This window comes from Streptomyces sp. NPDC017529 (genome assembly GCF_044329785.1).
GTDB lineage: Bacteria > Actinomycetota > Actinomycetes > Streptomycetales > Streptomycetaceae > Streptomyces.
The window spans coordinates 367,971-394,449 of sequence record NZ_JBIRJY010000005.1 but is presented as its reverse complement, the minus strand read 5'-3'; the positions used below and the strand labels follow the sequence as shown (position 1 = coordinate 394,449).

General features: G+C 73.4%; 25 protein-coding genes. 10 read left to right on the top strand and 15 right to left on the bottom strand.

What is annotated here, in order from left to right; all coding sequences use genetic code 11:
* Positions 1-263 precede the first annotated feature (263 nt).
* Positions 264-1,121, bottom strand: coding sequence for a 3-hydroxybutyryl-CoA dehydrogenase (locus ACH4K4_RS15630; RefSeq protein ID WP_360135351.1), 858 nt, complete (start codon positions 1,119-1,121; stop codon positions 264-266).
* A gap of 179 nt (positions 1,122-1,300) precedes the next feature.
* On the opposite strand from ACH4K4_RS15630, the gene ACH4K4_RS15625 reads away from it, so the two are divergent.
* Positions 1,301-2,599 carry a glycoside hydrolase family 10 protein gene (locus ACH4K4_RS15625; RefSeq protein WP_398167680.1) on the top strand — a complete coding sequence of 433 codons (1,299 nt, stop codon included), beginning with the start codon at positions 1,301-1,303 and terminating at the stop codon, positions 2,597-2,599.
* 48 nt (positions 2,600-2,647) lie between these two features.
* Here ACH4K4_RS15625 and ACH4K4_RS15620 read toward each other — a convergent pair whose 3' ends face one another.
* Together ACH4K4_RS15620 and ACH4K4_RS15615 are read right to left on the bottom strand one after the other, a co-directional pair.
* Positions 2,648-2,851 (bottom strand): DUF1918 domain-containing protein, encoded by a 204-nt coding sequence (locus ACH4K4_RS15620; RefSeq protein ID WP_398167678.1) that lies wholly within the window; start codon positions 2,849-2,851, stop codon positions 2,648-2,650.
* 149 nt (positions 2,852-3,000) lie between these two features.
* A complete protein-coding gene (locus tag ACH4K4_RS15615) occupies positions 3,001-3,975 on the bottom strand; it encodes a DMT family transporter (protein ID WP_398167677.1) in 975 nt (324 codons plus the stop codon).
* On the opposite strand from ACH4K4_RS15615, the gene ACH4K4_RS15610 reads away from it, so the two are divergent.
* Positions 3,974-5,449: a PLP-dependent aminotransferase family protein gene (locus tag ACH4K4_RS15610; protein ID WP_398167676.1), complete on the top strand. Its 1,476-nt coding sequence runs from the start codon at positions 3,974-3,976 to the stop codon at positions 5,447-5,449. The two genes, ACH4K4_RS15615 and ACH4K4_RS15610, sit on opposite strands and share 2 nt — an antisense overlap.
* A 63-nt stretch (positions 5,450-5,512) precedes the next feature.
* On the opposite strand, the gene ACH4K4_RS15605 is transcribed toward ACH4K4_RS15610, so the two are convergent.
* Entirely contained in the window at positions 5,513-5,986 is a 474-nt protein-coding gene (locus ACH4K4_RS15605) for a MarR family winged helix-turn-helix transcriptional regulator (protein WP_398167675.1), read from the bottom strand.
* Positions 5,987-6,043: 57 nt separating this feature from the next.
* Here ACH4K4_RS15605 and ACH4K4_RS15600 point away from each other — a divergent pair, with 57 nt between their 5' ends.
* Together ACH4K4_RS15600 and ACH4K4_RS15595 are read left to right on the top strand one after the other, a co-directional pair.
* Complete coding sequence (locus ACH4K4_RS15600; protein ID WP_398167673.1) at positions 6,044-6,571, top strand: DUF6790 family protein; 528 nt, start codon at positions 6,044-6,046, stop codon at positions 6,569-6,571.
* 85 nt (positions 6,572-6,656) lie between these two features.
* A complete protein-coding gene (locus ACH4K4_RS15595; RefSeq protein ID WP_398167672.1) occupies positions 6,657-7,127 on the top strand; it encodes a GNAT family N-acetyltransferase in 471 nt (156 codons plus the stop codon).
* A gap of 16 nt (positions 7,128-7,143) precedes the next feature.
* Here ACH4K4_RS15595 and ACH4K4_RS15590 read toward each other — a convergent pair whose 3' ends face one another.
* The 7 genes from ACH4K4_RS15590 to ACH4K4_RS15560 all read right to left on the bottom strand — a co-directional run bounded on the left by ACH4K4_RS15590 (position 7,144) and on the right by ACH4K4_RS15560 (position 14,806).
* Positions 7,144-8,487 carry an alpha-glucosidase/alpha-galactosidase gene (locus tag ACH4K4_RS15590; protein WP_398167670.1) on the bottom strand — a complete coding sequence of 448 codons (1,344 nt, stop codon included), beginning with the start codon at positions 8,485-8,487 and terminating at the stop codon, positions 7,144-7,146.
* The gene (locus ACH4K4_RS15585) at positions 8,484-9,452 is read right to left on the bottom strand and encodes a carbohydrate kinase family protein (protein ID WP_398167669.1); all 969 of its coding nucleotides are present in this window, start codon (positions 9,450-9,452) and stop codon (positions 8,484-8,486) included. The genes ACH4K4_RS15590 and ACH4K4_RS15585 overlap by 4 nt, the downstream gene beginning before the upstream one ends.
* Positions 9,453-9,520: 68 nt before the next feature.
* Positions 9,521-10,369, bottom strand: coding sequence for a carbohydrate ABC transporter permease (locus ACH4K4_RS15580; protein WP_398167668.1), 849 nt, complete (start codon positions 10,367-10,369; stop codon positions 9,521-9,523).
* Positions 10,366-11,379 carry a carbohydrate ABC transporter permease gene (locus ACH4K4_RS15575; protein WP_398167666.1) on the bottom strand — a complete coding sequence of 338 codons (1,014 nt, stop codon included), beginning with the start codon at positions 11,377-11,379 and terminating at the stop codon, positions 10,366-10,368. The genes ACH4K4_RS15580 and ACH4K4_RS15575 overlap by 4 nt, the downstream gene beginning before the upstream one ends.
* 56 nt (positions 11,380-11,435) lie before the next feature.
* Positions 11,436-12,719, bottom strand: coding sequence for an extracellular solute-binding protein (locus ACH4K4_RS15570; protein WP_398168021.1), 1,284 nt, complete (start codon positions 12,717-12,719; stop codon positions 11,436-11,438).
* Positions 12,720-12,986: 267 nt separating this feature from the next.
* Entirely contained in the window at positions 12,987-13,859 is an 873-nt protein-coding gene (locus ACH4K4_RS15565; RefSeq protein ID WP_398167665.1) for an IPT/TIG domain-containing protein, read from the bottom strand.
* Between the two features lie 161 nt (positions 13,860-14,020).
* Positions 14,021-14,806, bottom strand: a complete 786-nt coding sequence (locus ACH4K4_RS15560; RefSeq protein ID WP_398167664.1) for an inositol monophosphatase family protein — start codon at positions 14,804-14,806, stop codon at positions 14,021-14,023.
* On the opposite strand from ACH4K4_RS15560, the gene ACH4K4_RS15555 reads away from it, so the two are divergent.
* Both ACH4K4_RS15555 and ACH4K4_RS15550 read left to right on the top strand, forming a co-directional pair.
* Complete coding sequence (locus ACH4K4_RS15555; RefSeq protein WP_398167663.1) at positions 14,805-15,911, top strand: AsnC family transcriptional regulator; 1,107 nt, start codon at positions 14,805-14,807, stop codon at positions 15,909-15,911. The two genes, ACH4K4_RS15560 and ACH4K4_RS15555, sit on opposite strands and share 2 nt — an antisense overlap.
* Positions 15,912-16,051: 140 nt before the next feature.
* Positions 16,052-16,462, top strand: coding sequence for a VOC family protein (locus ACH4K4_RS15550; RefSeq protein ID WP_398167661.1), 411 nt, complete (start codon positions 16,052-16,054; stop codon positions 16,460-16,462).
* A 249-nt stretch (positions 16,463-16,711) separates the two neighbouring features.
* Here the strand turns inward: ACH4K4_RS15550 and ACH4K4_RS15545 are convergent, their stop codons facing one another.
* From ACH4K4_RS15545 to ACH4K4_RS15535, 3 genes are all read right to left on the bottom strand, one after another.
* Positions 16,712-16,972, bottom strand: a complete 261-nt coding sequence (locus ACH4K4_RS15545; RefSeq protein ID WP_398167659.1) for a hypothetical protein — start codon at positions 16,970-16,972, stop codon at positions 16,712-16,714.
* A 302-nt stretch (positions 16,973-17,274) separates the two neighbouring features.
* Complete coding sequence (locus ACH4K4_RS15540) at positions 17,275-18,177, bottom strand: sigma-70 family RNA polymerase sigma factor (RefSeq protein ID WP_398167658.1); 903 nt, start codon at positions 18,175-18,177, stop codon at positions 17,275-17,277.
* Positions 18,178-18,552: 375 nt separating this feature from the next.
* Positions 18,553-19,776 (bottom strand): beta-ketoacyl-[acyl-carrier-protein] synthase family protein, encoded by a 1,224-nt coding sequence (locus ACH4K4_RS15535; RefSeq protein WP_398167656.1) that lies wholly within the window; start codon positions 19,774-19,776, stop codon positions 18,553-18,555.
* A 282-nt stretch (positions 19,777-20,058) separates the two neighbouring features.
* Between ACH4K4_RS15535 and ACH4K4_RS15530 the strand changes: the two genes are divergently transcribed.
* The 3 genes from ACH4K4_RS15530 to ACH4K4_RS15520 all read left to right on the top strand — a co-directional run bounded on the left by ACH4K4_RS15530 (position 20,059) and on the right by ACH4K4_RS15520 (position 24,593).
* Complete coding sequence (locus tag ACH4K4_RS15530) at positions 20,059-22,281, top strand: NADP-dependent isocitrate dehydrogenase (protein ID WP_398167655.1); 2,223 nt, start codon at positions 20,059-20,061, stop codon at positions 22,279-22,281.
* Between the two features lie 219 nt (positions 22,282-22,500).
* Positions 22,501-23,925: a sensor histidine kinase gene (locus ACH4K4_RS15525; protein ID WP_398167653.1), complete on the top strand. Its 1,425-nt coding sequence runs from the start codon at positions 22,501-22,503 to the stop codon at positions 23,923-23,925.
* A complete protein-coding gene (locus ACH4K4_RS15520) occupies positions 23,922-24,593 on the top strand; it encodes a response regulator (RefSeq protein ID WP_398167651.1) in 672 nt (223 codons plus the stop codon). Before ACH4K4_RS15525 ends, ACH4K4_RS15520 begins: the two co-directional genes overlap by 4 nt.
* Here ACH4K4_RS15520 and ACH4K4_RS15515 read toward each other — a convergent pair.
* On the bottom strand, positions 24,587-25,720 hold the full coding sequence (locus ACH4K4_RS15515; protein ID WP_398167649.1) for an FAD-dependent oxidoreductase: 1,134 nt from the start codon (positions 25,718-25,720) through the stop codon (positions 24,587-24,589). The genes ACH4K4_RS15520 and ACH4K4_RS15515 overlap by 7 nt on opposite strands.
* Before the next feature lie 130 nt (positions 25,721-25,850).
* On the opposite strand from ACH4K4_RS15515, the gene ACH4K4_RS15510 reads away from it, so the two are divergent.
* Entirely contained in the window at positions 25,851-26,477 is a 627-nt protein-coding gene (locus ACH4K4_RS15510; protein ID WP_398167648.1) for a TetR/AcrR family transcriptional regulator, read from the top strand.
* Positions 26,478-26,479: the final 2 nt, after the last annotated feature.

Genomic DNA, 26,479 nt, shown 5'->3' with positions numbered 1-26,479 from the left:
GGCGGGCGGACCCAACGGGGGACGCCACTCAGGGGGCACGGGGACGGCGGGCGGCACACACGGCCGCGGGCGACGCGCCGGCAACGCGAAAAGGGCGGGCCCGGGACACCGGGCCCGCCCTACTCGGCTGCGTGTGGCGGGTGCCGGGGCGACGGCCGGGCGCGGGGCACGGCGGTGACGGTGCGAGCGCTGCCGTGGCACAACACGCGAGGGCCGCTCCCGGGTGGGGGAGGGGCCCTCGCGTCGGGTGGTGCGGGCTTCGGTCAGTACGTGTAGAAGCCGGAGCCGGTCTTGCGGCCGAGGCGGCCGGCGTCGACCATGCGCTGGAGCAGCGGCGGGGCGGCGTAGAGGGCTTCCTTGTACTCCTCGTACATGGAGTCGGCGACCGAGGCGACCGTGTCCAGGCCGATCAGGTCGGACAGCTTCAGGGGGCCCATCGGGTGGGCGCAGCCCATCTCCATGCCGTTGTCGATGTCCTCGCGGCTGGCGATGCCGGACTCGAACATCCGGATCGCCGACAGCAGGTACGGGATCAGCAGCGCGTTGACGACGAAGCCGGAGCGGTCCTGGGCGCGGATGGCGTGCTTGCCCAGGACGTTCTGGACCAGCGCCTCGGCCCGCTTGATCGTCTCCTCGCCGGTGGTCAGCGCGGGGATCAGCTCGACCAGCTTCTGCACCGGCGCCGGGTTGAAGAAGTGGATGCCGATGACCTGGTCGGGGCGGGAGGTGGCGACGGCCAGCTTCACCAGCGGGATGGAGGAGGTGTTGGAGGCCAGGATCGCGTCCGGGCGGGTGACCACCTGGTCGAGGACCTGGAAGATCTCCGTCTTGACCTGCTCGTTCTCCACGACCGCCTCGATGACCAGGTCGCGGTCGGCGAACTCGCCGAGATCGGTGGTGAAGCTGAGCCGGCCGAGCGTCGAGTCGCGCTCCGCGACGGTGATCTTGCCGCGCTCGGCTGCCTTGCCGAGGGAGTTGGTCAGACGCGTCCGGCCCAGCTCCAGCGCCTCGCCGGTGGTCTCAGCGACCATCACGTCCAGGCCGGAGCGGGCGCACACCTCGGCGATACCGGCGCCCATCTGGCCGCAGCCCACCACTCCGACGCGTTCGATGTCGGTCACATCGTGCCTTTCGCTGATCTCGGGGACCGGCGGGGCGCGCGGGGCCGTCCGTGCCTGTGGCAGGGACCCCGGCGTCCGCCTCGGCCCCGACGTTACTCCGCGGGGTGCTGTGCGGCGGGGGCAGGGGCGGGCATTCTGTTGTCCTGAGACGGACGTTCCGGACACTTTGGGGGCGCGGCATGAGACGGATCACACGCAGAGCGTTCGCGATGGCGGCCCTCACGGCGGCCGCCGCGGTTCCGGGCGGCGGCAGCGCGGCGGCCGGCGGCCGGGGCGCGGACACCGGCCGACGCGAGTTCCGCGGCATGTGGCTGGCCACGGTCGCCAACCGGGACTGGCCTTCCAAGCCCGGTCTGCCGGCCGCCCGGCAGCAGGCCGAGCTGCTGGGCCACCTGGACGCCGCGGTGGCGCGCCGCCTGAACACGGTGGTCTTCCAGGTGCGGCCCACGGCGGACGCGCTGTGGCCGTCCCCGTACGAGCCCTGGTCGGAGTACCTGACCGGCGTGCAGGGCCGCGACCCCGGCTGGGACCCGCTCGGCTTCGCGGTGCGCGAGGCCCACCGGCGCGGACTGGAACTGCACGCCTGGTTCAACCCGTACCGCATCGCCAACCACACCGACCCGGCCCGGCTGGTGCCCACCCACCCGGCGCGGCTGCACCCGGAGTGGGCCGTGCCGTACGGCGGCAAGCTGTACTACAACCCCGGGCTGCCGGAGGTACGCGCCTTCGTACAGGACGCGATCCTCGACGCGGTGGAGCGGTACGACATCGACGGCGTCCACTTCGACGACTACTTCTACCCCTATCCGGTGGCGGGCCAGACCTTCGACGACGACGCCGCGTACGAGGAGTACGGCGGCGACTTCGAGGACCGGGCGGCCTGGCGGCGCGACAACATCGACCTGCTGGTGCGCGAGACGGGAGAGCGGGTGCGCGACGCGCGGGGCCCCGGCGGCGGCCGGCGCGTGGGCCGGTGGCGCAGGCGGGACCGCAAGCACCACCGGCCCGTGCGGTTCGGCATCAGCCCGTTCGCGATATGGCGCAATCGTGCCACCGACGCGTCCGGATCCGACACGCAGGCGGGCGTGCAGACCTACGACGACCTCTACGCCGACACCCGTAAGTGGGTGCGCGAGGAGTGGATCGACTACATCGTGCCGCAGGTGTACTGGAACATCGGCTTCCCCGCCGCGGACTACGCCAAGCTGCTGCCCTGGTGGTCGGAGACGGTCACCGGCACACGCGTGCACCTGTGTATCGGCGAGGCCCTGTACAAGGCGGGCGCGCCCGGTCAGCCGCCCGCCTGGCAGGACCCCGCCGAACTCTCCCGCCACCTCACGCTGGCCCGTGGCTTCCCGCGGGTGCGCGGCCACGTCTTCTTCTCGGCGAAGGAGGTGGCGGAGGACCGCACCGGGGCGATGGCCCGGGTCGTGGCCGACCACTACCACGGGCCGGCGCTGCCGCCCCGTCCCGTGTGAAGGGCCCCGCGGGAAGAGCCCTGCGCGAGGGGCCCTGCCCGAGAGGTCCTAGTCCTGGGCCTCCGCCGCCGGGAAACTCCGCACGACCGTGTCGGGGCCGGGGGACATCACGGTCTCGTGGCCGTCCTCGAACCGGACGCGGTAGGGCGGGGAGCCGTTGGGCCCCAGGACTTCGATGACTTCGGCGGTCCGGTCGTGCTGCCCCACGATCCTGCCGTGCACCAGCAGCCGGTCTCCCACACTCGCTTGCATCGGCTACGGCCTCCTCGTCAGTCGGTCGGAGGGTGTGTGTTGCGTGGCGGCAAGTCTACGACCGGTCACCGCCGATGCACCCGTGGAAGGCGGTACCCGCGCGTGGCGCAGACCGGTGTCCGGCCACGTACGGGTGACGGTACGGACTCTCAGCCGGCCGTGCGCTGGGTGACCGCGATGCACACCAGTACGGCGACGGCGGCGACCGGAGCGGCCAGCGGCAGTTGCTCGCCCAGCAGCAGCACGGACCAGACCAGGGTCATCAGCGGCTGGGCCAGCTGGAGCTGGCTGGCCTTGGACACGCCGATCACCGCCATGCCGCGGTACCAGACCACCAGCCCGAGGAACTGCGAGCCGAACGACAGCCACAGCAGGCCCGCCACCGCGTGCCCCGTCAGGTGCGGCGGTTCGGCGAGCAGCGCCAGGGCCGCGCCGGGCACGGTGACCGGCAGCGCCAGCAGCAGGGCCCAGCCGGTCACCTGCCAGCCGGGCAGGTGCCGGGCGAGCCGGCCGCCCTCGGTGTAGCCGGCCGCGCACACCAGGAGCGCGGCGAAGAGGTAGAGGTCGCCGGTGCTCGGCGTGCCGCCGCTCTGCTGCACCGCGAAGCCGATGACCACGACGGCGCCGGCCAGCGCGGCGGCCCAGAAGGTGCGGGACGGCCGGGCGCCGGTCCGTACGGCCGAGAAGGCCGCCGTGGTCAGCGGCAGCAGGCCGACGACCACCGCCGCGTGCGAGGTGGTGGAGGTCTCCAGGGCGAGGGTGGTGAGCAGGGGGAAGCCGAGTACGACGCCGGCCGTCACGACGGCCAGGCCGGCCCAGTGGCGGCGCTCCGGCGGCCGCACCCGGAACGCGGCCAGGCAGCAGCCGGCGAGGGCGGCGGCCAGCACGCTGCGCAGGGTCACCACCGTCCAGGCGCCCATGCCTTCCAGGCCCCAGGCGGTGGCGGGGAAGGTGAGGGAGAAGGCGGCGACGCCGAGGGCGGCGAGCAGGGTGCCGCGGGCGGGACCGGGAGTGCCCGCCGCTTCGAGGGCTGTGGCGCTGCCCGTACCGGGCGCCGGGGCCGCACTGGCCGGCTCGCTGACTGCTATCGCACTCGTCGCAGTAGCGCTATCGTGATCTCTCATGCACGAGCGTAGCAGCGTGACCGAGCTGGCCGGTATCCTCCGCGACGACCTGAACCGCTACTCCCCGGGTGAGAAGCTGCCGTCGAGCCGGGCCCTGGTCGAGCGGCACCGGGTGAGCCCGGTGACGGTGTCCAGGGCCCTGGCCGAGCTGGTGGCCGAGGGGCTGGTGGTCACCCGGCCCGGCGCCGGGGCCTTCCGTGCGGAGGCGCGGCCGCAGGCGCGCGCCGTGGACACGTCGTGGCAGGAGATCGCCCTCAGCGCGGAGGCCGCCGACGACCACGCGCCGCGCGGGGTGGACGCCTCCGGCGTGCTGGCCACACTGACCACCCCGGCCCCCGGCGTCATCGAGTTGAACGGCGGCTACCTGCACCCCGCCCTGCAACCGGAACGCGCGCTCGCCGCCGCCCTCGCCCGCGCCGGGCGCCGGCCCGGAGCCTGGGGCCGCCCGCCGATGGAGGGCGTCACCGAACTGCGGACCTGGTTCGCGCGCGAGATCGGCGGGCCCGGCGGAGCGCTCGCCGCCTCGGACGTCCTGGTGACGGCGGGCGGGCAGAGCGCGCTGACGGCGGCGCTGCGGGCACTGGCCCCGCCCGGCGCGCCCGTGCTCGTCGAGTCGCCGACGTACCCGGGCATGCTGTCGGCGGCCCGCGCGTCCGGGCTGCGACCCGTACCCGTGCCGATGGACGCGGACGGGGTACGGACCGATCTGCTGGCCGAGGCGTTCCGGGCCAGCGGGGCCCGGCTGTTCGTCTGCCAGCCGCTCTTCCAGAACCCGACCGGTACCGTGCTGGCCGCCGGGCGCCGGACGGAGGTGCTGCGGATCGCCCGCGCGGCCGGGGCTTTCGTGATCGAGGACGACTTCGCGCGCCGGCTCGTGCACCAGGACGCGCCCGCGCCGCCGCCCACCCTGATCGCCGACGACCCGTGCGGCACGGTCGTACACGTCTGCTCGCTCACCAAGGCCACCGCGCCGAGCCTGCGGGTGGGCGCGCTCGCCGCGCACGGCCCGGTCCTCGACCGGCTGCGCGCCATCCAGGTCGTGGACAGCTTCTTCGTCGCCAGGCCGCTTCAGGAAGCGGCCCTGGAACTGGTGGGCTCCCCGGCGTGGAGCCGCCATCTGCGGGCGGTGTCCGGGCAGTTGGCGGCGCGCAGGGACGCGCTGGTCGCGGCGCTGCGGCTGCATTTCGCGGACGGGGCGGCGGCCGGTCCCGGCCCCGGTGTGCAGGTCGTGCCCTCGGGCGGCTGCCACCTGTGGCTGCGGCTGCCCGACGGTACGGACGAGTCGGCGCTCGCCGGCGCGGCGCTCCGCGCGGGCGTCGCGGTCGCCCCCGGCCGCCCGTACTTCGCCGCCGAGCCCCCGGCCGCGCACCTGCGGCTCACCTACGGTTCGGCCGCCGGCACGGCCGAACTGGCCGAAGGGGTGCGCCGCTTGCGCACCGCGTACGAGGAGCTGCGCGGAGGAGGGCGGGGGTAGGGAGGGCTGAGGGGCGTCCGTGCCGGCTCGTGCGGTTCCCGGGCCGGTTCGTGCCGGCCCCGCTCAATCCGCTTCAGGTGTGCCGTTCGGTCGCCGGGCCGCCGCTCCGCGCCGCGGCTCCGCGGGTGTCAGCAGTGCGGCGAGCCGGTGGGTGTCCGCGAGATAGCGGTCGTAGGGGAAGCCGGACTCCAGGAGGGCGGTGCGGAGTTCTTCCTCCAGGGGCTTGCCCTCGGCCAGGAAGGTGGCCTGGCCCGTCGGGGTGAGGGCGACCAGGCGCCGGCGCCGGTGGGCGGGGTCGACGCTGATGGTCACGTACCCCTCCGCCTCCAGTGGGCGCAGGGCGCGGCTGATGGCGGGGTCGGACAGGCTCAGGGCTTCGGCGAGCTGGTGCTGGGTGGCGGGTTGGATCTCCTCAAGGGTGCCCAGCAGCCGCAGTTGGCTGGGGGAGAGGCGCTGGTCCGGACCGGAGCGGCGCCGGGCCGCCTCGCCCATCAGCATGACCACGCGATACAGGAGCTCTGCCAGTCCTTCGTCCATGGGTCCAGCCTACCGGACTCTTGCAAAGTTAATATTAACCGTGCAACACTCAGGTTCATGGACCATCTCCCGTACGCCGTTCAGACCACGTTCCCGCTTCTCTTCATGCTGGTGCCCGCCCTCGGAGCGCTGCTGAGCTGCCGCCGCCGCGGCCCGGACCGGCCGGCGGCGGAGATCTGGCAGCGCTGGTGGGCCGTCGGCGCCCTCGGCGTCGGCAGCCTGTGGATCACGCTCGCGTTCCTGGCGGTCCCGGAGGGCATGGCCGAGGCGATCGGCTTCGCCCCCTCGCCGTTCCAGTTCGAGATCGCCTTCGCCAACCTCGGCCTCGCCGTGCTGGGCTTCCGTGCCGCGTCCGCGTCACCCCGCGAGCGCCTCACGAGCGGGCTGGCGGCCGCCGCGTTCCTGTGGGGAGCCGCGATCGGCCACGTCTACCAGTGGTTCGCCAACGGCGATCACGCCGCCGGAAACACGGGCGGCATCCTGGCCAACGACATTCTCATTCCCGCCGTCGTGATCGCCCTGGCCGCCCGCGACATCCGCCGCGCCGGCTCCGGCAACCACCACACAGTCCGCCCGGCCGCCTGACCGCTCGGCGCGCGATCCGACGCGCATGTTCCTCAGCCGCCGTAAACCGTTCGACTCCGGCCGGCTCCTCTGCGAGCCTCCCGCCATGAACGACTGCACCTCCGACGGCATCCCGGCCGGCTACGAAGTGTCCACCGACCCGGCCCGCCTCGACCTGGGCCTGATCCACCACTGGCTCTCCACCGACGCCTACTGGGCGCTCGGGCGCCCGCGCGAGCGCCAGGACCGCGCGGTGGCGGGCTCGCTCAACTTCGGCCTGTACGAGACGGATTCCGGCGGGGCGGCCGCCGGGACCGGCGGAGGGCGGCAGATCGGGTACGCCCGCGTCGTCACCGACCACACCACCTTCGCCTGGCTCTGCGACGTCTACATCGCCCCCGCCGCACGGGGCAAGGGCCTGGGCACCGCCCTCGTCACCCGCGTCCGCGACCACCTGGCGCCCTGCGGGCTGCGCCGCATCCTGCTGGCGACGGGCGACGCCCACGAGGTCTACGCCCGCGTCGGCTTCGAGCCGCTGGCCGAGCCCGGCAAGTGGATGGCGCTCGGCCTCCAGTAGCCCGCGGGTCCCCGCCTCAGTGCCCCAGCACGGCGCGCAGTTCCGGTTGGAGCAGGCCGGCGTGGGCGCGTACGAGGTCGTCGCACAGGTCCCAGATGCGTTCGACCGGGAGTGCGGCGGCGGTGGCGGGGTCCGTCATCGCCGCGTGCCTGATGTGGCGCGGCTCGCCCTCCACCGCGGCCCGTACGACCAGTTCGTTGGCGCTCGCGTAGGCCCGGTTCAGGGCCGCGCACTGCGGGGGCAGGGCGCCGACCCGGGTGGGCTGGACGCCCAGCGAGTCCACCAGGCACGGCACTTCCACCACGGCGGCGGCGGGCAGGTTGTCCACCAGGCCGTGGTTGGGGACGTTGCCGTAGACCGTGCGCGGGGTGCCGGAGACGATGCTGTGGATGATCTGCGGCGCGTACTCCATGGTGCCCTCCACCGGCAGCGGTGAGCCGGTGGCGAGCGCGTCCCGGGTCTTCTCGTACTCGGCGGTGTTCTCCTCGACGATGTCCAGGTACGTGCCGATCGGCAGCCGCAGCCGCTCCACCTCGCTGTCGTGGTGGAGGTACCAGGGCACGTACTCGGAGGAGTGCTCGCTGGTCTCGGTCGGGTAGTAGCCGAGCCTGCGGTACATGTCCACGCGCACCCGGCGCAGCAGCTGCGGGTCCTTGGCGATCACCTCGTCGAGCAGCGGGTACAGGTTCTGCCCGTCCCGTTCGAAGCGCAGCACCCACGCCTGGTGGTTGACGCCGGCGGCCAGGTAGGAGATCTCCTCGTAAGGCACGCGCAGCAGCTCCGCGAGGTCCCGTACGGTCCAGTAGACCGAGTGGCACAGGCCGACGACCCGGCGCAGCGGGGTGGCCTGTGCCAGGTACATCACGTTCATCGCCATCGGGTTGGTGTAGTTCAGCAGCCAGGCGTCCGGGCAGAGTTCGGCGATGTCGTCGGCGAGGGCGCGCAGCAGCGGGAAGGTGCGCAGGGCGCGGAAGATGCCGCCGATGCCGAGGGTGTCCCCGATGGTCTGGCGCAGCCCGTAGCGCGCCGGGATGTCGAAGTCCGTGCGGGTGGCCTCGTTCATGCCGACCTGGACGGTGTTGATGACGAAGTCCGCGTCCCGGAGCGCGGCCCGCCGGTCGAGGTGCGCGGTGACGACCGGCTCGGCGCCGCGGCTGCCGGCGATGTGGCGGGCCGCGCCCTCGGCGGTGGCGAGGCGTTCGGCGTCGATGTCGTGCAGGGCGACGTGGACGCGCCGCAGTTCGGGGAAGGCGAGCAGGTCGGCGAGGAGGCCCTGGGTGAAGACGACGCTGCCGGCGCCGATGAAGGCGATCTTCACGGTGCCGGTGCCGGTGCGGCCGGCCGGGCTGGTGCTGGTCATGCGTGGCTCCCTGGTCGGATCGTGAGGGCGGCGGCGCGGGCCTCGTCCCAGGTGGGCTGGGCCGCCGTACCGCCGTGGGCGCGGGTGGAGAGGGCGCCGCAGGCCGCGGCGAAGGCGAGCGCCGCGGACGGGTCCATGCCGTGCAGGACCGCGGCGACGAAGCCGGCGTCGAAGCTGTCGCCGGCGCCGACGCTGTCCACCGGGTCGGCGGGGACGGCGCCGGTACGGGTGAGCGTGGTGCCGTCGTGGGCGAGCGCGCCGGCCGCGCCGTCCTTGACGACGACCAGCGGCCCGAGCCGGGCGAGGGCGGCGGCGGGGAGGTCACCTGCGGGTGCCCCGGGCGCCAGCGTCGCGGCCAGCGCCCGTGCTTCCGCCGCGTTCGGCAGCAGGATGTCGGTGGACTTCAGGACGGGGCCGAGGAGTTCCGGGTCCCAGCGCCGCGCGGGGTCGTCGTTCGTGTCGAGCGAGGTGGCCGCGCCGTGTCCGCGGGCCCGCGTGAAGATGCCGCCGAGCGACCGGGCCAAGCGCGGCATCAGGAAGAACGATCCGGCGTGTACGTGCCGGGCGGCGGCCAGCAGCCCGTCCGGCACGTCCTGCGGCCCGGTGGCGGCCAGGCAGCCGGGGGCGGTCAGGATCGCCCGGTCGTCGCCGCGCGTGAGGACGGTGGTGAGCGGGGTGGGCAGCTCCGGGTCGGTGGCCAGCGCCGTCACGTCCACGCCGCGCCCGGCCAGTGCCGTACGGACGAAGGCGCCCGCGGCGTCGTCACCGACCCGCCCGGCGAACGCCACGCGCAGGCCCAGCCGGGCGGCGCCGCAGGCCGTGATCGCGGCCGAGCCGCCCAGCAGCAGGCCGCCGCCGGCGACGAGGTGTTCGCGCTGCCCGTACTCCAAGGGGTGCGGGACCGGGCCGACCACCACATCGGGGTTGGCGTCGCCGATCACGAGGAGATCGAAGGGGCGGGACACGGACACCTCCGGGACGGGACGGGGTGGGGCGGGACCAGGTGACGGAACCGGTCGTGCGAAGGCCGGCGCTACCCCTTCAGACCGCTCGACGTCAGGGACTGGACGAAGGTCTTCTGGGCGAACAGGAACGCCACCAGCACCGGCAGCACGGTGATCACATTGCCCGCCATGATCGCCGACCACCGGTTGTGGTGCTGCCCCTGGAAGGTCGTCAGGCCCAGCTGGAGCGTGTACTGGGTGTCGTGGTTGATCGCGATGAGTGGCCAGGTGAGATCGTTCCAGGTGGTCAGGAAGGTCAGTACGGCGACGGTGGCCAGCGCGGGACGGGCCAGCGGCAGCACCACGGAGTACAGCACCCGCAGCCGCGAACACCCGTCGATCCAGGCCGCCTCCTCCAGCTCCCTGGGCAGCGCGAGGAAGAACTGCCGGAAGAGGAAGACCGCGAACGGCGTGACCAGGGACGGCACGATCAGCGCCCCCAGCGTGTCGATCAGCCCCAGCCCCTTCATCACCAGGAACGTCGGGATCATGGTCAGCTGGAACGGGACGACCATCGTCGCCAGCATCAGCCCGAGCAGCAGCCGGGACCCGGCGAACCGCATCCGGGCGAAGGCGTAGCCGCCCAGCGAGCCGAGGACGAGGTTGGAGAGCACCGCGGTCACCGCGACGACCGAGGAGTTGGCGAACCAGCGCGGGAACATCGCGTTGCCCAGCACGTAGTCGTACCCGCCCAGGTCGATGCCGGCCGGCCACAGCGCGGGCGGGAACCGGTTGATCTCCGCGTTGGTCATCACCGAGCTGAGCACCAGCCACACCAGCGGCAGCGCGAACCCCAGCGACAGCGGCGCGAGCAGCAGGTGCCAGGCGCTGAAAGGCAGGAGTCTCCGCCGCCGGGCCGGTCCCTGCCGCGCGGTCAACGGACCGCCCCTCGCGGCGTGGCGCCCGGCCGGCGCCGCCGGTACAGGCGCAGGGCGGTGCCCGCGAGGAGCAGGGCGACCGCGAGGACGTACGCGGCGGCGGCCCCGTATCCGGCGGTGAACATCCGGAACGCCTGCTCCCATACGAAGTAGACGATGACGGTGGTCGACCCGAGCGGGCCGCCCTTCGTGGTCACGTAGATCAGGTCGAACACCTGGAGTGCGGTGATCAGCTGCCACAGCGCCAGGAAGACGGTCACCGGCGTCAGGGCCGGCAGCTTGACGTGCCACAGCACCCGCAGCCTGTTCGCGCCGTCCAGCCGCGCGGACTCGACCAGCTCCGGCGGCACGTCCTGGAGCGCGGCGAGGTAGACGACGACGCAGAACCCGACGCCGCTCCACAGCGAGATGAGCACCAGCAGGTACAGCGCCTGGCCGGGGTCGGAGAGGAAGCCCTGCGGGGAGACCCCCAGGTGGTACAGCAGGGAGTTGGCGACGCCGAACTGCGGGTCGAGGATGAAGAAGAACAGCACGCCCTGCGCGGCGGCCGAGATCACGAACGGGACGAAGACCAGCGTCCGGTAGAGGCCGATCAGCCGGATGCGGCGGTTGAGCGCCAGCGCGAGCGCCAGCCCGCCCACCAGGCTGAGCGGCACGTACAGGCCCGCGTACACCAGTGTGTTCTCCACCGCCGTACGGAAGCCGGGGTCCTGCGCGAGCGCCTCGTAGTTGGCCAGGCCCACCCAGCGCCCCGGCGTGACCAGGTCGTCCGCCCGGAAGGAGAGCAGCAGCGACCAGACGACCGGGACGATGCCCAGCCCGAGGATGACCACGACGGCCGGGCCGATGAAGGCCCAGGCGGTGGCGGTCTCCCGGCGGGTGCGGCCCGCGAGCGTACGGGCCCGCCGGCCGGACGGGGCGCCCGGCCGCCGCCCGGTGCCGTGGCGGCGCGGGTCCAGGGTGACGGCGCGCGGCGTCGTGCGGCGGGCCGTGCGGGGCACTGGCGGCATGGCACCCTCTCTCGTCCGGCCGCTGCCGGCCGCCGCCTCACGGGCGTCGTCCGGTCTCATCGGGGGATCAGCAGGGCCGCGTCGGCCTTCTCGGCGCAGGTGCGCAGCGCGTCGGCGGGGGAGCTGCGGCCGAGCAGTACGGCGACGACCGCCTCGCCGACCGCCTGCGATATCTGCGGGTACGCCGGGTGGACGGGCCGTACCCTGGCGGTTTCCAGCGCCTTGGTGAACACCGGCAGCCCGGTGGTACGCGCCGAGTACCGCCGCCACCCGGGGCTCCCGGCGGACGCCTTGCTCAGCGGCAGGCTGCCGCCGCCCACCGCCCACCGCACGTCCTGCGCCGGGTCGCCCAGCCAGCGCAGGAACTCGACCGCCGCCCGCGACCGCTCCGGGCCGTTGTCGAAGACGGTCCAGGTGTCGGGGCCGGAGATCGTGCAGGGCCGACCGCTGTAGGTGGGCGGCGCCACCACGTCGTAGTCGACCCCGCCGGCCACGATGTCCGGCAGCTCCCAGGGGCCGGTGGCCATCATGCCCATCCGGCCGCCGATGAAGACCTGGTGCATCTGCTCGCTGCCCGGCTTGGGGTCGACGTAGACGCTCCGGTCCGCGGCGAGCCGCGCCAGGGTGCCCAGCGCCTGTTCCCCGACGTCCTTGAAGCCGATGCTGTGCCCGTCCGGGGCGATGACCTCGCCGCCGAGGTCCCACACCAGCGGCCACAGCCGCCAGACGGTGTCCTCGTCGCCGGTGCCGGGCCAGCTCGTACGGAAGGTGCCGCGGCGGGGGTCGGTCAGCAGGCGTGCCGTACGGACGAAGTCGTCCCACGTCCAGCCCGCCTCGGGGTAGGGCACCCCGGCCTGGCGGAACAGCTTCCTGTTGTAGACGACGCACAGCGAGTCCAGCACGGCGGGCGCGGCCCGCACCCGGCCGTTGAGCTGGACCGCGTCGCGGACCGGTCCCCAGAACTGCGGCCAGTACGCGGTGGCGCGCAGCTCGCCGGTGAGGTCGACGACGCGGGGGCTGCGGGCCACCCGGGCCAGGTCGGCGCCGAAGACGTACGCGATGTCCGGGTACGAGCCCGCGGCCAGCGCCGCCGTCACCTTCTGGAGCATGGCGTCGGCCACCACGCCGCCGCCACCGGCGTCGACCCGGATGCGCGACTGGCGGCGGTTGAAGTCGTCGACGAGCGCCTGGATGGCCTTGCGGCCGGTGTCGGCCTGGCCGTGCCACAGCTCGACGGTGATCCGGCCGTCGGAGCCGACGCTCCCGGCGTCCGGTGCCAGACAGCCGCCGAGGAGGGGCGCGCCGACCGCGCCTGCCGCGAGCGCGGCGCCGGTGTGCAGGAGGCGGCGCCGTGTCGGCCCGCCCGGAGGCCGCGCGTCCGGCCCGGCGTTCTCGTTGGGTAATCCCGCCGTGCCCGTGTCCCCGCCCGGTGTGTCGCGCACCACCGGCCACCCCCTCGACGAACCGGTCCAAGGCTCCGAAGAACCGTTTGCGCCCGCTCCCGGGCCCCCGAACCGGACGGTCGGGAGCCCTCAAGAGCTAACCAGCAGGCACCGATCGGTGCAATGGTGCTGCCGCGACGGGTGAGGCGCCGCGCGGCACCGCGCCTAGCCGCCCGCGAGGCCCGTGCCCAGGACGTACACCGACGTCCCGCCCCGCGCCGGGCCGCCGCGCACGTTCAGCCCGGTGACCACCGGAGCGGCGGGCGGGGCGGGCGGCGGTCCGGTGTACGTGAACTCCTCCGGGGCGTCGGCGGCGCCGCCCGGTGTGACGACGGTGACGGGCACGCTGCCGGAGCCGCCCGGCGTGGTGGCGGTGCACTGCGTGTCCGTACAACTCGCCTTCGCGGACCGGTCGTTGCCGAACAGGACGAAACCGTCGTCCAGGCCGGTGCCGGTGAGCGTCACGGCGGTGCCGCCGGTGCCGGGCCCGGTGGCCGTGCCGATGGCGGTCACCGCCGGCCGGTCCGGCGTCCCGGCGGGCCGCTGCGGGCCGTTGACCGTGTACGTGGACACGTTGTTGGCCGGGTTGACGTCGTCGCGGTTGGCGACGGTGGCCCTGATCACCCCGGACGGCGTCGCCGCGCCCGAACTGACCTGCACCTTCATGAAGTCGCCGCGGCCGGGCACGCGGGTGCCGCGGAACGTCGCTTCCAGGTGGCGCCCGTCCGGCGACACGGTCTGGCTGAACGTGTAGTCGTAGGGCGTCGAGTACATCAGCGCGCCGCCGGTCCTCAGGCCGGGCGGCAGGTCCACGGTCAGGTGGGTGACCCCGGTGGTGTCGGCCGTGCCGACCGAGGTCCAGCTGACGGAGAAGTTGCCGTAACTGTTGGGCCGCGCCGGGTAGTTGCCCGCCTGTGAGACGGCCACGTCGGGGCCGGAGGCGGAGACGGCGGTGGCGGCGAGGGCGGGGCCCGCCGCGAACAGGGCGGCCGCGGCGAGGAGGAAGGCCGGCCAGGCCGCTGCTAATCGAGTGGTCATGCCCTCCCTCATCGCCCGCACGACTGTTCCCGTTACGCCCCTTCCGTCCACCCCACGCGCAGCGGTCCGCCGGGCGTGCCCGCCATGTCCCGGGCCGGTGCGCCGGTCCGTGGCGCAGCGGGGGCCGGGGCCCCGGCCGGACGGTGGATCCACTCCTGCGCTCAGGGCTCCAGCAACTCCAGCAGCGTGCCGTGCAGGCCGCGTGGCGCGGCGAGGAAACCGGGCGCTCCGGCGCGCCACGGGCGGCCCGTCGTGTCGGTGACGACGACGCCCGCCTCGCGTGCCACCAGGGCGCCGGGCAGCAGGTTGGCGTCGTCCCTGCCGTACTCCCAGAAGGCGTCCAGCCGTCCCGCGGCCGTGTCGGCGATCTGCCAGGAGGTGGGGCCGAGGTTGCGGACCGCGCCCACCGCGGGCAGCACGGCGGCGAGTGCGCGCCCGGCCGCCGCCGCGACCCCGGGCTGCCCGCCCAGAAAGGACGGCTGACTGGTGCCCACGAGCGCCGCCTCCGGCCGGACACCGGCCGACGGGGCGATCGCCCTGCCGTTGCGGGTGGCGCCCCGGCCCGCCGCGGCGAGGTACGTCTCGCCCGGCAGCGGCGCGTGCAGCGCGGCGGCCACCGGCTCGCCGTCCCGTACCAGCGCGAGGCTGACGCAGAAGTTCGGCAGGCCCCGCAGGAACTGCACCGCGCCGTCGATCACGTCCACCACCCACACGTCTCCCGCCGGCAGCCCGGCGTCCGCGGAGGCGTCCCAGGGGACGCCGGGGAGCAGCGCGTCCAGGTGCCGGCGCACGATGGCGACGGCCGGTTCCTCCACGGCGCGGTGGACCGCGGCCAGTTCCTCCAAGGTGGCGGCGGCCGGTGCGGTGGGGCGCGGCACCCCGGCCAGGTACTCGCCGACTTCGTGTGCGGCGGCTGCCATCGGCGCGAGCAGGGACGTGTACGTCATGTTCGTCTCCGGTGTCGGTGAACGGCTGATGCGCCGATCCTGCGCCGGGAGCGTCGTGATCGGCCTCATCGGGGCTGTGGAGTGGGCGAAACTGTCCTTCATGCCGAAGAACATGAGCAATTCCGCTCCCGGAGCCGCCACGCCCGGTGCTGCCGCCCCTCCCGCCGTCCTCGGCCTCCGCGACCAGCGGCTGGTCGCGGCGCTCCAGTGCGACGGGCGGCTGAGCGCCGAGCGGGCCGCCGAGGTGCTGGGCGAGAACCCCCGTACCGTGCACCGGCGTTGGCGGGCGCTGACCGGCGACGGCACGGTCAAGGTCCTCGCCCTGCCCGCCCGCCCCGACTCGGTCGGCGCGCTGCTGCTGCGCATCAAGGTGCTCAAGGGCAAGCTGGACGCCCTCACCGCCGCCCTGGCCGCCCGACCCGACATCCCGTTCATCGACCTGTCGGCCACGGGCGACGAGATCACCGCCGTGTCCCTGACCGACCCGGGCTCCCGCGACCACCTGGTCTTCCGGCAGCTGCCCGCCACGCCGGCGGTGGCGTCGGTGTCCGCCGCCACCGTGCTCCACGTGTTCTCCGAGGCGTCCGACTGGCGCCACGACGTGCTGACCGAGGCGGAACGCGCCGCCCTGACCCCGGCGCCGCGCACCCGCGCGCCGGCCCCCGCCGGGCCCGCCCCGGACGCCGTCGACAGCGACATCCTGGCCGCGCTGCGCGACGACGCCCGTACGCCGGCCGCGGCGATCGCCGCCCGCACCGGGCACCCCGCCTCCACCGTCCGGCGCCGCCTCGCCCGCATGACGTCCGACGGCCGGCTGGTCGTCCAGGTGGCCGTGGACCCCAAGCGCCTGGGCCTGCGGATCGACGCCAACGTGATGATGCAGGTGCCGCCGGACCACCTGGACGCCGTCGGGCGCACGCTGGCCCGGCACCCCGCGGTGCACGGCGCGTTCGCCACCACCGGCGCCGCCAACCTGCACGCCGCGGTCTGGGTGCGGGACCTGGCGGCCCTCTACCGTCTGATCTCACAAGACCTGTCGGGCCTGGGCATCGGCGGCGTCGAGACCGTCATCGTCGGCCACGCGGTCAAACGGCCGGGCGGCTGATACGCCGCCGGGCCGCCGGAACACCACTCGACGGAACCGGTGACGCCGCCTACTATCTGCCGCGACGGCATCGCGTGTCGGTCACCGGCCGGGTGAGACATGGAGGTGTCCGTGAGTTTGCCTTACGGAGGCATTCCACCGTGTCAGTGCAGTTGAACCACACCATCGTCCACTCCCGGGACAACCGGGAATCCGCCGCATTCCTGGCGCATATCCTCGGGCTCGAAACCGGTGCGGAATGGGGCCCGTTCATTCCGGTGGACACCAGTAACGGAGTCACCCTGGACTTCGCCACCATCCCCGCCGAGTCGATCGTCACGCAGCATTACGCGTTCCTCGTCTCGGAAGAGGAATTCGACGCGGCCTTCGCGCGGATCGAGCAGGCGGGACTGACGTACTACGCCGATCCGCACGGGAAGCAGCCGGGCGAGATCAACCACAACGACGGCGGGCGCGGGGTCTACTTCCACGATCCGTCCGGCCACGGCCTGGAGATCATCACCCGCCCGTACGGCGGGTTCCCGGACGAGACGGCCCGGGCATCCTCGTGAGGCCGTGACGGGGGCGGGGGGCCCGGGGGGGCCCGGCCCCCCCCGGGCCCCCCCCCCCCCCCCCCCCCCCACGCCATCGTTGGGGTGCGTGAACCGGTTGTGGTGTCGAGGGGGCGCCGGGGATCCCCCCCCGGGGGGGTGGGGGGGGGCCCGGGCGGCCCGGGGCGGGGGGTGGTTGGGGGGGGGGGGGGGGGGGGGGGGGGGGGGCCCCCCCCCCCCCCGCGGCCCCCCCCACGACCGCGCCCCGCCTCACGCCTTCTTGAGCGTGCTGGACCCGTTGGTGGTGACGAGGTCGAGCCGGTGCTCGCCGGCCGGGTCGTCGGGCACGCCGAGGGTCTTGTGGCCGTTGTCGGTGTCGGCCGAAACCCGGTAGCGGTTGCCCTGACCACCCGGCACGACCAGCGTGACGGCGCCGTTCGACGTCTTCGCCCGGACGTCCTGCGCGGTGTCCGTGACGAGGTCGACCGCGCCGTTCGAGGCCGCGCCGGTCACCGGCAGGCCCGCGGGCACGTCGACGGTGTAGCCCAGTGCTCGGCGGCTGCGGGGACGGCTGTTCGGCGCCGTTCTCCATCCGGTGCGTGGCTTTCTCCGGCCGGTCGCCCCGGTATTCCGGTTTGCGGTGCACGGACACCTTGCCGGGGGAATTCCTGCCGCGCACGGTGACCGAGCCGTTGCCGCCGTCCAGCCGTACGGACGTGACCCGCGCCGTGAGCGTGGCGTCGTCCTCGTACGCGGATGGACCCTATGGGACCCGCCGCGGCGGCCACCATGGGGACAACCCCCGCTTCCGTCTGCGGCTCACCCCAAGACCCTCAGACCCGGCTCCCCGCCCCCAGCCCCCGCAGCCGCTCCGGATCGGCGAGGATGTCGATCGCGACGATCTTGCCGCCCGTGATCGTCATGCCCATCACCGACACCGGCACCCCGTTCGCGACCGCGACGACGCCCATCGCCCCGTTCACGAGCGCGGGACGGGCGAACCGCGCCCGCCTCCGGAAGGTGAAGGCCTGCCCGGCCACCGCCCGCGCCCCGACGACCACCTTGGGCGCGCCCGCGAACCTGGCGCCGGTGTCGGCCCTGAGCACCACGTCCGGATCGAGCAGGGCGACCAGCGCCTCGAAGTCGCCGCCGCGCGAGGCGGCGAGGAAGGCGTCGACCACCTCCCGCTGCCGGGCCAGGTCGGCGTCGGGCGTGGTGGCCGCGCCCCGCACCCGGCGGCGCGCCCGGCTGGCGAGCTGCCGCGCCGCGCCCGCGCTGCGCCCGACCACCGGGCCGATCTCCTCGAACGGCACGGCGAACATGTCGTGCAGGACGAACGCGAGGCGTTCGGCGGGCGCCAGCGTCTCCAGCACCACCAGCAGGGCGAGCCCGACCGAGTCGGCCAGCAGGGCCTGGTGCTCCGGGTCCGTCCCGTCCGTACCGCTGCCGACGACGGGATCGGGCACGCGGACACCGGCGGACTCCCCTGCGTCGAGGGACTCCTCGCCCCGTGCCGTACGGGCCCGCAGCATGTCCAGGCACACCCGGCCGACGACGGTCGTCAGCCACCCGCCGAGATTGCCGACCCCGCCCGCATCCGCACGGCTGAGCCGCAGCCAGGCCTCCTGCACGGCGTCGTCCGCCTCGCTCAGCGAACCGAGCATGCGGTACGACACCGCCCGCAGACGCGCCCGGTGCTCCTCGAAGCGCTCCGCCAGAAAGTCCTTCTCGTCCACTGGTCACATTCTCCTGTCGCGTTCCGTCAGTAACCTGACGGATCCGCTCGCCCCGATGTGACAGGCCGGGGCGCCGTGCGGGGCGGGCGCCTGCCACGGCCGCCCGTCCCGCACGGTTTTCTCCGGATGCACGGCACGCTGGTCCCCGAGCGTCCTGGTGGCGGTAGCCGACCCGTGCTCCCGGCGTCTGCCCGGCGCGCGGCGGGGCAGGCTCGGCCGAACGGCTGAACCGCGTCAGTCGAGGCGGATGTGCTTGATGCCCGTCCACGCGCGGCGCAGCCGCCCGAGCACCGTGCGCCGGTCGGCGAGCAGCGCGAAGTGGCGTACGGCGTGCCCGCGTTCCCGGCGTCCGGTGCCCGGCGGTGCCCCGGCGCTTCACGGGGCGGGTGTGAAGACGAGTGACGCGTTGTGGCCGCCGAAGCCGAAGGAGTTCGTCAGGGCCGCGGACAGGGCTTGGCGGCGGGGTCCGCCCGTGACGACGTCGAGTTTCACCGCCGGGTCGAGGGTGTCGAGGTTCCGGGTCGCCGGAATGACGCCGTCGCGGACGGCCAGGATCGCGGCGAGGGCGCCGAGCGAACCGGCCGCGCCGAAGAGGTGGCCGGTCATCGACTTGGTCGCGGTGACGGCGGGGTGGGTGCCGATGGCCTCGGTGATCGACTCGGCCTCCGTGAGGTCGCCCTGGTGCGTGGACGTGGCGTGCGCGTGGACGTGGCCGACCGCGAGCGGGGACAGTCCCGCCGCGGACAGCGCCAGCCGCATCGCCCGCACCTGTCCCTCGGGGTGCGCGGCCGTGATGTGGTGGGCGTCCGAGGTGACGCCGGCGCCGGCGAGCGTCGCGTGGGCGCGGGCCGCCCGCGCGGCGGCGAATCCGGCGCGCTCCAGGACGACCACCGCCGAGCCCTCGCCGATGACGAAGCCGTCCCGGTCGGCGTCGAACGGACGCGAGGCCCGCTGCGGCTCGTCGTTACGCGTCGAATGCGCCCTGGCCTGCGCGAACCCGGCCAGCGGCAGCGGGTGGAGGCACGCCTCGGCGCCCCCTGCCACGACGACGTCCGCCCGGCCGAGGCGGATCAGGTCCAGGCCCGTGGCGATCGCCTCGGCCCCGGAGGCGCAGGCGCTGACCGGGGTGTGGGCGCCGCCCTTGGCGCCGAGTTCGATGCTGACCCAGGCGGCCGGGCCGTTCGCCATCAGCATCGGGACGGTGTGCGGGGACACCCGCCGCACGCCGGACGTTTCGAGGACGTCGTCCTGGCCGAGCAGGGTGAGCGCGCCCCCGGTCCCGGTACCGATCACGACGGCCAGCCGCTCCGGATCGACCTCGGGCGCGCCCGCGTCGGCCCACGCCTCGCGGGCCGCGACGAGCGCCACCTGCTCGCAGCGGTCCATGCGCCGGGCCTGCACCCGGTCCAGGACCTCGCCCGGCTCGGTCTTGAGCCGGCCCGCGATCCGTACCGGCAGCCCGGCCGCCCAGTCCTCCTCGATGGCGCTGATCCCGGACTGCCCGGCCAGCATGCCCGCCCAGGTCGTGGCGGCGTCTCCGCCCAGCGGGGTGGTGGCTCCGAGCCCGGTGACGAGGACTTCTTCGGTGACAGTACGCACTGGATGAACCCCCATTGTCGTATGGATACAACTCCCCGGGCCGGGTGAGGCGGGGGGAGTGATCAACTGCCGCCCACTCTTCCAGTGTTTTCGTGGCGTGCCGGGTGGGGAACCTCACGGAGACCTGTCGCTTGTTTTTGTGGGGTTCCTGCAAGCGAAAGGTGCCAGGGTGCTCGATGAGTACGAAGGGGCCAAGACGTGATGCAGGGCCCTGGCGGTAAGACGCCGATCACGAGATATCTTGATGTCGAGCAATGTTGCAGACGTGGAGCGGAGCACCCGGTGACTGACTCGACCATCATCTACACACACACTGACGAGGCCCCGGCCCTGGCGACGTATTCGTTCCTGCCGGTGGTCGAGGCCTACGCCTCGACGGCCGGGGTCACGGTGGAGAGCCGCGACATCTCCCTGGCGGGCCGGATCATCGCCGGCTTCCCGGAGTGGCTCCAGGAGGAACAGCGCATCGACGACGCCCTCGCCGAGCTCGGCGAGCTGGCGAAGACGCCCGAGGCCAACATCATCAAGCTGCCGAACATCTCGGCCTCCATCCCGCAGCTGAAGGCGGCCGTCGCCGAGCTGCAGGAGCAGGGTTACGCGCTGCCGGACTACCCGGACGACCCGAAGACCGACGAAGAGCGCGACATCCGCGCCCGCTACGACAAGGTCAAGGGCAGCGCCGTCAACCCCGTGCTGCGCGAGGGCAACTCCGACCGCCGCGCCCCCGCCTCGGTGAAGAACTACGCCAAGGCCAACCCGCACCGGATGGGCGCCTGGTCGGCCGACTCGAAGACCGAGGTCGCGCACATGACCGGCGACGACTTCCGCTCCACCGAGAAGTCCGCGGTCGTCGCCGAGGACGGCACCCTGCGCATCGAGCTGACCGGTGACGACGGCTCCACCACCGTGCTGCGCGAGTCGGTACCGGTGCTCGCGGGCGAGGTCGTGGACGCCTCCGTCATGCGCGTCGCCGTGCTGCGCGAGTTCCTCAAGGAGCAGGTCGCGCGCGCCAAGGCCGAGGGCGTGCTGTTCTCGGTGCACCTGAAGGCCACGATGATGAAGGTCTCCGACCCGATCATCTTCGGTCACGTGGTGCGCGCCTTCTTCCCGAAGACCTTCGCCGCGTACGGTGACGTGCTCGCCAAGGCCGGCCTGACCCCGAACGACGGTCTGGGCGGCATCTGGAAGGGCCTGGAGTCGCTGCCCCAGGGCGAGGAGATCAAGGCCTCCTTCGACGCGGAGCTGGCCGAGGGACCGGACCTGGCCATGGTCGACTCCCACCGGGGCATCACCAACCTGCACGTACCGAGCGACGTCATCGTCGACGCCTCCATGCCGGCCATGATCCGCACCTCCGGCCACATGTGGAACAAGGACGACCAGGAGCAGGACGCCCTCGCCGTCATCCCGGACAGCAGCTACGCCGGCGTCTACCAGGCCGTCATCGAGGACTGCAAGGCGAACGGCGCGTACGACCCGTCGACCATGGGCTCGGTGCCGAACGTCGGCCTGATGGCGCAGAAGGCCGAGGAGTACGGCAGCCACGACAAGACCTTCGAGATCGCCACCACCGGCACGGTGCGGGTCCTCGACCAGGACGGCAACGCCGTCCTGGAGCAGACGGTCGCCGCCGGCGACATCTTCCGCATGTGCCAGACCAAGGACGTGCCGATCCGCGACTGGGTCAAGCTGGCCGTCACCCGCGCCCGCGCGACCGGCGACCCGGCCGTGTTCTGGCTGGACGAGGGCCGCGCCCACGACGCGAACCTGATCGCCAAGGTCAAGCAGTACCTCCCGGAGCACGACACCGAGGGCCTGCGGATCGAGATCATGTCCCCGGTCGAGGCGACGAAGTTCTCGGTCGAGCGCATCCGCCGCGGCGAGAACACCATCTCCGTCACCGGCAACGTGCTGCGCGACTACCTCACCGACCTGTTCCCGATCCTGGAGCTGGGCACCAGCGCCAAGATGCTCTCGGTGGTGCCGCTCATCAACGGCGGCGGCCTGTTCGAGACCGGCGCCGGCGGCTCCGCGCCCAAGCACGTCCAGCAGCTGGTCAAGGAGAACTACCTGCGCTGGGACAGCCTGGGCGAGTTCCTCGCGCTCGCGGTGAGCTTCGAGCACCTCGCGCAGAAGACGGGCAACGCGCGCGCCCAGGTGCTCGCCGACACCCTCGACCGCGCGACCGGCACGTTCCTCGCCGAGAACAAGTCGCCCAGCCGCAAGCTGGGCGGCATCGACAACCGCGGCAGCCACTTCTACCTGGCCCTGTACTGGGCCCAGGAGCTGGCGCGCCAGACCGAGGACACGCAGCTGGCGGAGTCCTTCGCGGCGCTCGCGGCGACGCTGGCCGAGCAGGAGCAGACCATCGTCGACGAGCTGATCGCCGTACAGGGCTCGCCCGCCGACATCGGCGGCTACTACCAGCCCTCGGTGGCCAAGGCCGCGGCCGTCATGCGCCCGTCGGCCACGCTCAACCAGGCGCTGGCGACCCTCGGCAGCTGATCCACGACGGGTCCGCCCCGGCCGGCACTCCCGCCCGGCCGGGGCGGACCCGTGTTCGTACGGCTCTTCCTGGCGGCCCCTACCCGTAGTACTTCGGAGCTAGGCGGCAGATGCCCTCTCCGGCAGGACGCCGACCACGTGACGCGATCCGTAACTTCCTTGGTGAAGCGCGCGCTTCGCTCAGAACGGAAGGCCCCTCCCGGGAGGAGACCGTGCACGGTGCTTGAGGTCCAGCATGTGGGGGACAACGGAGCGGGCGTCCGGACAGGGCGGACGGCGCTCAAGAAGCGGCTGTCGACGGCCGTACGGACGGTGTCACGCGCGTTCTGTGACGACCTGGTGAAGGGAGCCGTCCGGCCGCTGCCAACGGGGGAGCGGCCGGGCTGGCTGGCCTGGCAGCCGCTCATCGTGGTCCTGCTGCTGTTCTGCGCGGTGATCGTCAGTGTGTTCAGCATCAACCACCTCGCCTTCGCCCCGGAATACCGTTTCGCCATGGGGTACGCCGTACTCCTCGGCGGCGGCCAGTCGCTGGCCCTCGTTCTGGCGGCATTCCGGCCGGTGGCGGCCTGGTGGGCGGCGACCGCCGTCACGATCGTCATCGCCGTGTCGGTGCGGGTCCCGTCCCCGGGGGACGTGGCGTACCCCTGGTCCTTCACCCGGGACGGGCCGTACCCCTGGACGGGACCCGGGCTCGCCGTACAGGCCGGGGTGCTGTTCCTGCTCGCGTTGCGGCACCGGCTCCGCGCGGCAGCCGGAGCGCTGATCCTCACGGTCCTGACGGTGCTGGCGTGCAGCATCGGCGCCGGCCCGCTCCAGCCCTTTCCCCTCGGCGGTGCCATGGCCGTTCTCGTCGGTGTCGTCCTCGTCGGCGCCGCCCTCCGCGGCCGCCAGGTGGCCCGTACCGAACTCGTCGTACAGGAGGAGATCACCAGCGAGGAGCGGGCCCGCCGCACGCTCCTGGAGGAGCGCAACCGGATCGCCCGTGAGCTGCACGACGTGGTCGCCCATCACATGTCGGTGATCTCCATCCAGGCGCAGGTCGCCCCGCACCTGGCCGAGAACCCGTCCGCCGAGTTGCGGGAGAACCTCGCGGGCATCCGTACGAACGCGGTGGAGGCGCTGACCGAACTGCGCCGCGTGCTGGGTGTGTTGCGGTCCGAGGATGCCCCGGACGGCGGGACCACTGCCGTACCGCATGCCCCGCAGCCCACTCTGGACCGTCTCGACGAACTGGTCGCCAACGTCCGCAGCGCAGGGTTGACGGTCACCACCACACACACCGGGGAGCGGCGCCCGCTGTCACCAGGTGTCGAACTGTCCGCGTTCCGCATCGTGCAGGAAGCACTCAGCAACGCGATGCGTCACGCCCCCGGCGCGCGCGTCGCGGTGACGATCGCCTACCGCCCAGCCGCACTCACCGTACGCGTCACCAACTCCGCGCCGGATCGTCCTGTCGCCGCCTCTCCGGGCGCCGGCCACGGGCTGCTCGGCATGCGCGAACGCACCGCCATGCTGGGCGGCGACCTCGCCGCCGGGCCGACTCCCGACGGCGGCTACGAAGTCACCGCCGTCCTGCCCGTGGACACCGACGCCCGGCCCGACGGCCCCGCCCGGTCCACCCATTCCACCGAGGACGCCCCATGACACCCATCCGCGTGCTCATCGCCGACGACCAGGTCATGGTCCGCCAGGGATTCACGGTGCTGCTCAACGCCGAGCCCGGCATCGAGGTCGCGGGCCAGGCCGTGGACGGCCTCGACGCCCTCGCCAAGGTTGCCGAACTCGCGCCCGACGTCGTGCTGATGGACATCCGGATGCCCGGCCTGGACGGCATCGAGGCCACCCGCCGCCTCACCGAGACCGCCGGAGCCGACGTCAAGATCCTCGTCCTGACCACCTTCGACCTGGACGAGTACGTCTACGAGGCGCTGCGCGCCGGCGCGTCCGGATTCCTGCTCAAGGACGCGTCGGCCGCCGACCTCGCCCAGGCCGTACGGGTGGTCGCGGCCGGCGACGCGCTGCTCGCCCCCAACATCACCAAGCGCCTGATCGCCGAGTTCTCCCGGATGGCGGGGCAGCCCCGCGCGCCCCTCAAGGACCGCGTCGGCGACCTGACGGAACGTGAGACCGAGGTCCTCTCCCTGGTCGCCCAAGGTCTGTCGAACGCGGAGATCGCCGCCCGTCTGGTACTGGCCGAGCAGACCGTGAAGACCCATGTGAGCCGCATCCTGGTGAAGCTGGGCGTCCGCGACCGCACCCAGGCGGCGGTCTTCGCGTACGAGACGGGCCTGGTCCGCCCGTCCGGCTACTGACCGTCCGCCGTCACGGGCGGTATCAGGTGGTCGAGCCCCTCCGCGCACCTCTTGGCCAGTTCGGACGACCGCGGCAGCATCATCTCCTCGTAGGAGCGCACGGCGTCGTCCGTGTACGCCTGGGCGACCAGTGCCTGGGCCAGGTCGGTGCCGTCGAGCAGCGCGTGGTTGACGCCCACGCCGAGCGGCGGCATCAGGTGCGCGGCGTCCCCCAGCAAGGTCACACCCGGGACGTGGTCCCAGACGTGCGGGACGGGCAGCGCGAAAAGGGGCCGGTGGGCGAAGTCGCTGTCGGCGCCGAGCAGCGCGTAGCGCAGCCTCTCGTCCCACCCGTCGAGCATCTCCGAGAGGTACGCACGCGTCGCCGCCTTGTCGCCCAGGTCGAGCCCGGCGGCCGTGTGCCAGTCCTGCGGAGCCCGGAACGCCAGGTAGACGCGGATATGGCCGTTGCTGTTCCGCTGGGCGAACAGGCCCGTGGACCCGGTCTTCGCGACCATGGTGCCGGGGCCGACCAGCCGCGCCAGGCCGGGATGGCGTACGTCGGAGTCGTCGAAGCCGACCTCGACGAAGGTGACGCCGGTGTACCGGGGGAGGGCGTCCGAGACGGCCGGGCGGACCCGCGACCAGGCGCCGTCGGCGCCGACGACCAGGTCGAAGTCCTCGGTGGTGCCGTCCGCGAACACCAGGCGGCAGGTGCCGTCGTCGAGCGGCAGGGCGCTGCTGACGGCGCGCCCCCAGTGGACCGTCCCCGGCACGAGCGAGTCCAGCAGCAGCCCCCGCAGGTGTCCGCGGTCGATCTCCGGCCGGTCCTCCACGCCCGCGCCCTCGTCCCCGGGCGGCCACTGCTGTTCCAGCGCGGCCGCGGTGGCGTGGTCCAGGGCCCGCCACTCCTGGCCCTCGGGGCGGGCCAGCTCGTGGAACCGGTCGAGCACGCCCGCCGCGCGCAGGGCGGCCTGGCCCGTATCAGGGTGGAGGTCGAGGGAGCCGCCCTGCGAACGGGCCTCCGGGGACGTCTCGCGCTCGAAGACGGTGACGGAGCGGCCGTGGAGCTGCAGGACGCGGGCACAGGCCAGGCCGCCGGGGCCGGCTCCGACGATCGCGACGCGGGCGTCTCGGGTGAGGTTCATGGGTCCCCCTCCAGGGGTGCATGGAACGCCGGACCGGACGTCCTGGCGCTGACCCAAAAAAAGCACATCCAATAAATAAGTGCAATCGCTAAACCTTCGAAGTCGATACACCCCGAGGTAGGCTGTACCCGTGACCGAACCCGCTCCCCGCCTCGAACCGCCCCCGCCTTCCGGGAGCGGCGCCCCCGCCGGCCGCCGCGAGCGAAAGAAGGCCCGGACCCGACAGGCCCTGGCCGATGCCGCCCTGCGGCTCTTCCTGGAGCGCGGTTACGAACAGGTCGGCGTCAAGGAGATCGCCGACGCCGCCGACGTGTCGGTGACGACCCTGTTCAAGCACTTCGCCGGCAAGGAAGCGCTCGTCTTCGACCAGGACGACGACATCGAGGCCGCCCTCGTCGCCGCGGTACGCGACCGGGCCCCCGGCCAGTCGGTCCTGCAAGCCCTGCGCGCGTACGTGCTGCGCACCGAGAAGGACGTCACGCACCCCGAGATCGCCGCGTTCATCCGCCTGGTGTCCGAGACCCCGGCGCTGCGCGACTACGCCCAGCGCATGTGGATGCGCCACGAATCGGCCCTGGCCCGTGCCATCGCCGAGGAGGTCGGCGCCCCCGAGGGCGACGCCACCTGCGCCGCCCTGGCCCACTTCGCCCTCGCCTCCCGCACCCTCACCGACCGGCACCCCGCGCCGCGCCGGGCCACCGAAGAGATCTTCGACCTGCTGGAGCGGGGGTGGGAGGCGGTTCGCCCGGGAAGCTGACC